Here is a 5,705-nt window from a genome sequence, read left to right as displayed (position 1 = left end):
AAGAGAATGATTAATTTCCTTCAATAGCTCCTCCGCTACCATGGTAGATATCCGGTTTGCCTTCCAAGTCGATGGCAATGACGGTTACATATTCATCGAGTTTTGACTCTGGTAGCTCAATCATTAGAATTCCAGGAATATTCAACCATGTTGCTCCTCCCGATCTTCGATACTTCAATTCTTCACCTGAAGAATCGCCAACCACACGAACACTTTTTATTTCATTTCTAAGGCCTTTTAAAGAGATTTCTCCACGTGGTGTATCGAAGTAGTACAAATAGATGGTCGTTGAATCTTTACTAAAAGTTGAAGGCCCGAAATAATGGCCGAATTCCATTCCACCAAGGGTATTGTAAACAGCTTCTTCATGTTTTTCAATCCATTTACCCAATTTCTTGAGGGTGTACACCTGCTTTTCAGGAATAGTTCCATCAGGTTTTGGGCCAATATCGAGTAACAGGTTTCCGCCCATACCGATAATTTCGGCGAATGTTCTAACAATTTCTCCAACAGGCTTATAGTTGATGTCCGGGATTCGGTAACCCCAGCCATGGTTTGTGGTCATGCAGAATTCCCAAGTGTCGTGTGGACGAACAATGGGTAAGGCTTGTTCCGGAGTTAAGTAATCACCATATCCTCGCATGCGGGCATTTAGGATAATATCACTGCCATTCCATTTTCGAAGATTAGCACGCAGTTGTTTCATATCCCATTGCTCATCGTCGCGTTCCCAGTCGCCATCGAACCAAAACAGGTCTGGTTTGAAGATGAGTGATAATTCTTTAATCTGGCCTGCATGAAATTTTCTAAAACGTTGCCATGCTTTTGGATCTTCATTTCTATCTTTTGGATAGCCAAATTCATTAATGCCATCAATGTCTCCGCCTTCAAATTACTTTCTTTTATCAGCACTAAATACGCTGGCGTAATCGGAGTGCGACCAGTCCAGATGCGAAAAATACAGGCCAACTTTTAAGTCTTTCTTTCTTAGGGCATCACAATATGGTTCAATTAAATCTCTATGAGCTGGTGATCTTTTCACCACATTCAAATCACTCAGTTTGGTATCCCAAAGGGCAACACCATCGTGATGTTTGGTGGTTAAAACAGCATATTTTGCCCCCGCTTCTTTAAACAATGAAGCCCATTCATTTGGATCGTATTTTTCTGCAGTAAAACCGTCCAGTTGTTTTAAATAGTCTTCGTGCGAAAGCTGATGGTTGTAAAACGACCAGCTTTCCGGAATACCGTTTACGGCATAAATACCCCAGTGGATGAAAATTCCGAGCTTGGCTTCCTTAAACCATGTCATATCTGGTTTATCATTGGGAGCGACTTTTGATTTTTCTTGAGCTTTTCCCAATTGAAAAACCGATATTAAGATGAGTACAACTAGTAACTTTTTCATTTCCGTTATTTTTAGATTTAGTTTATAAATTCAATTTGCTTCCAAACAAAATTAATCGAATCATTTTTTTGAGGCTCTCCTGGCGTACTCCTACCATCAGTAATATACTTAATAAGCAATGTTTTTAATTCTGCTACCTTTTCAGTATTTTTTTGATACAAATTGGTAGTTTCACCTGGATCGCTCTTTAAATTATACAATTGATATTTTGGTAATGAATCAATAGCCTCTTTATTATCAGGTTTTGGAAAACTCCAACCGCCAGACCCTGGACACATAATAAGTTTCCAGTCGCCTTTTCTGATGGCAAAACTCCCATTTATAGAATGGTGAACTGCAGCTTCCCTTATTGGTTTATCGAGTTTCGTTTGTTTTAATAAAGGAAGGATATTATAGCTATCTTCTCCTTCATTGTCTGACAATGAATATCCGACTATATTCGCAACAGTTGCCATCAAATCGCTTGTACAAATTGTTTGATCTGACACTATTTCTTTCTTTATTTCCTGAGGCCATTTAACAATAAATGGAACACGGTGCCCTCCTTCAAAAATATCAGCCTTATGCCCTCTGTATATGTAACTTGGGTAGTGGCCTTTATCTTCTAGCTCATCCATGTATGCTGCTGGTGAACAGCCATTGTCACTAGTAAAAATAACAATCGTATTGTTTTCAATCCCGGCTTCTTTAATCACTTTTTCCAGTTGCCCCATATAGGCATCTACCATCATTACAAAATCGCCATAGGGGTTCAATCCACTCTTCCCTTGCCATTCCTCTGTGGGTAAAATGGGCGTATGTGGAGAGGGTAGTGCCAGATATAAAAAGAATGGATTTTCTTCTTTGGATTTTTCTTTAATGTATTTAAAGGATTTACGGAAAAAATTTGGCGTAACATCATCATGGATAAAATCACTGGAAGTAGGCCCCTCCCGCCACCAGGAATATTTCCCTGTATTAACAGAAGTGGTGTCTGGAATTTTTGTTGGCATACCATTTTCAACATATACATAAGGTGCCATGTCCAAAGAACCATTATGCCCGTATGAGTATATAAACCCTAATTCATTAGGGCCATTTTGAACAGGTTTTGAAAAATCAATATTATCAAAATCTTTAGGATTCCAACCTTTACCTCCAGAAACTTCAGGTTTTTTTTTTGCCCAATCCCATCCTAAATGCCATTTACCAATAAAAGCGGTAGTATAGTCTTTTTGCTTTAATAAGGAAGCTACTGTAGTTCTGTCGGAAGGGATTAAAGCTTTGGAATTACCGTAAAGTACACCTGATTTTAGATTACTTCGCCAATTATATCGCCCCGTAAGGATCCCATACCTTGTTGGAGTGCAGACAGATGATGATGTGTGTGCATCGGTAAACATAATACCTTCAGAAGCCAATTTGGCTATATTTGGTGTTTGAATTTTACTGTTTTCATTATATACAGATACATCCCCATAACCCAAATCATCAGCTAAAACATATATTATATTTGGCTTTTGGGATTCTTCTTTATTGCTTGAACAACCAAAAAAAAAAAAGTAAGACAATTAGAGTAAAGAGTGGATTCTTGATTTTCATAATATGTGTTTATTTTACTTGAATAATTAATGCAACGAATTTACATAAGTAGATTATCTCCTATCAAAATGTAATAAAATATTCCCCTGATTTATTGGTATCAAATTCTATAATGTTATCCCGCTTTATGGTATATGTTATTATTTCACCCACATGATCTTTTATTTGAACACCTTCAATATACTTATATTTAATAGTGCATTTTCCTCCATTTTTCGATATCACTTTACATGAAGAAATTTTACTTTTTTTCCAGTTTAGTGATAATTCAAAATTGCCTCTTGCCACAAGACCATTAAATGAACCTGTTTCCCAGGCTTTTGGAAGAGCGGGTAGGAGTTCAATGAAAGCTTCATGACTTTGAATCAACATTTCGGCTACACCGGCCATGGTCCCTAAGTTGCCATCGATTTGGAATGGGGGGTGAACAGTCCATAAATTAGGAAGGGTGCGTTCTTTTAAGAATTTAGTATACACTTCATGTGCCTTTTCAGCCTCTTTTGTTCTGGCGCGCACGTTCATGCGATGTGCCATTGCCCAGCCCGTGGTGTTATTCCCCCTGTAATCAAGCGTTTGGCTGGCAGCCTTCACCCAATCTGGTTTGCTTGAATTAATTAATGTTCCCGGATATATAGGACACAAATGAGAAATATGACGATGTTGGGGATCTCCAATGTCACTGTATTTTTCCTCTTCACGGTATTCCTTTATCTGACCTGATGTTCCGATTAAGATAGGATCAAGTTTGTTAATTTGGGTGCGGGCAGTATTTAAAAAGTCATCGTCTGCACCAATTATTTGAGCCGCTTTTAATAGATCATTGTATGTCTCCCATACAAAGCCCTGGTCGAAGGTTGTACCTTTTGTTCTATAATATTCACCATTATGCTTTTGCTCCGGCGAAGCAGATGGTTCTACAAGAAGCAGCCCATTTTCAGCAGGTTTTAGTGTTTTAGTCAGAAATTTGCTCATGCCCAATAAAGCAGGATATCCAGTCTTAACAAGATAAACTGAGTCTTGGGTAAACTCGAAATAATCCCAAAGTAGTTTGCTTGTAAACCCTCCGGTTCCAGGCCCTGAATGTAAACCCGGAGGTCCAACGTTGTAGGCGGTTGCTCCTGTTCCTATGGCCCACCCATTATTTCCAGATTCTTTCGCTAGTGCCTGTGGATTATTGCTTTTGACATAATAGGTTGCCGACAAAGTTGCTTTGGGATAATAGGCCTCAAAATATTCCAGATAGGGAATAAATGTTTCAGCTAAATTGGTGTTAAAAGCTCCCCAGTAATTCATTTGAACATTTATGTTATGCCAATAGCCACCGGTCCATGGTGTTACTTCATATTGGCTCCATACTCCTTGTAATCCTGATGGCAAAGCACCTTTTCTCGAACTGGAGATTAACAGGTATCTGCCAAAATGGAACATTAACTCTTCAAGAAAAATTGAAGAAGCATTGGTTTTATAATTCTCGACCAACATTTTTGTAGGTACCTGTGGAACTTCAGGCGATAAAACCAAATTAACTCTGGAAAAAAGACCTTGATAATCTTTTAGATGATACTCTTTTATAGAGCTATATCCTTTAACGGTAGCATTTTCAATTGTGCCCGACACCTTCTCGTGAGGATATTTATTACCATCCAGTTTTTTGTTATTGGTATCCTCCAGAAATATTTTATCACTTAACTCGTAATTGGTTCCGGCAGCAATCAATAGTACGACAGAATTTGCATTTGAAACTATAATTTCTGCCTTCCCATTTGCGTTTAGAGCGATAATTTTTCCTCCTTCATTAATTACTTTTATCTGACTTTCGTAATTGACATTAAAATGTGCAACATTCCCAGAAAGGGTGAGCAGGTTGTTTTCGGCAAAAGCTTTTCCGGTTCTGGTGTTCTTTTCCTTACTGCTTCTTAAGTAAGGTATCTTAGCTCTCAAGGTGAAAGAGATTTTTTTATTTTTGTTTGCACTAAGCTTTACGGCAATTACATTATCAGGATAGTTTGCAAAATATTCTCTGGTATATTTCACATTCTCATATTCATAACTCACATTCAATAGCGCATCATTTAAGCTTAATGAACGTTTGTAATTTATTGGGGACAGATGATTGATATCTAAAAATATTTCAGCAAAGTTTGTTAAACCTCCTATACCATACAGTCCTTCATTTGCAAGTGTTTTCTCTGTAATTTGAATCCGTTCGGTATCGGTTCGGCCAAATATATTCGCCCCCATATAACCATTACCTATGGGATAAGATTCCTGCTCCCAATCTGCGTCATAAGGATAGCCTCCAGCCTGAATCAAGGTAGAATCACTGCCTCTGTTTGGCGCAGGACGGTCATCCCAAATTTCATGAGTACGATTTTGGGAATTCGTCTGTGAAAATACATTTAAGTAAAAAACTAGTAAACACAATAGTGTAATTATTTTTCTTGACATGGTTATTTCTTTTATGTTTTTTTTAAATAATACTATTCTAATTTTTAGAGTTACTTATAAGATTTATAAGTTTGTAATATGCCTTTTTGGGTTGATAGTTTCTATCAAACAAAAGAGGATGATTAGTCCGTTCTTTAATTGGAAAATCATTTAACCAAGAATCTTTATCCGTTACTCCCCAAAACGTGACTCTACTAATTTTATCTTCATGCTTCAAAAACAATTTAAAAATATCTTCATAACGTTTAGCCAATTTTAATTGGATGTT

3 protein-coding genes and 1 pseudogene are annotated in these 5,705 nt (G+C 37.4%); all 4 read right to left on the bottom strand.

Going from position 1 to position 5,705, the window contains the following annotated elements:
- Positions 1 to 10: 10 nt before the first annotated feature.
- Positions 11 to 1,408, bottom strand: a pseudogene (locus tag AC15TD_RS03645) (alpha-L-fucosidase).
- A gap of 17 nt (positions 1,409 to 1,425) precedes the next feature.
- Entirely contained in the window at positions 1,426 to 2,958 is a 1,533-nt protein-coding gene (locus AC15TD_RS03640; protein ID WP_484450782.1) for a sulfatase family protein, read from the bottom strand.
- Between the two features lie 94 nt (positions 2,959 to 3,052).
- Positions 3,053 to 5,437, bottom strand: a complete 2,385-nt coding sequence (locus tag AC15TD_RS03635; RefSeq protein ID WP_484450781.1) for a glycoside hydrolase family 95 protein — start codon at positions 5,435 to 5,437, stop codon at positions 3,053 to 3,055.
- A gap of 37 nt (positions 5,438 to 5,474) precedes the next feature.
- Positions 5,475 to 5,705, bottom strand: a 231-nt coding sequence (locus tag AC15TD_RS03630) for an endo-1,4-beta-xylanase (RefSeq protein ID WP_484450780.1), incomplete at its 5' end; no start/stop codon positions are given.

Source organism: Yeosuana sp. (assembly GCF_057126245.1).
This window is presented reverse-complemented; position numbering and strand designations above follow the sequence as displayed.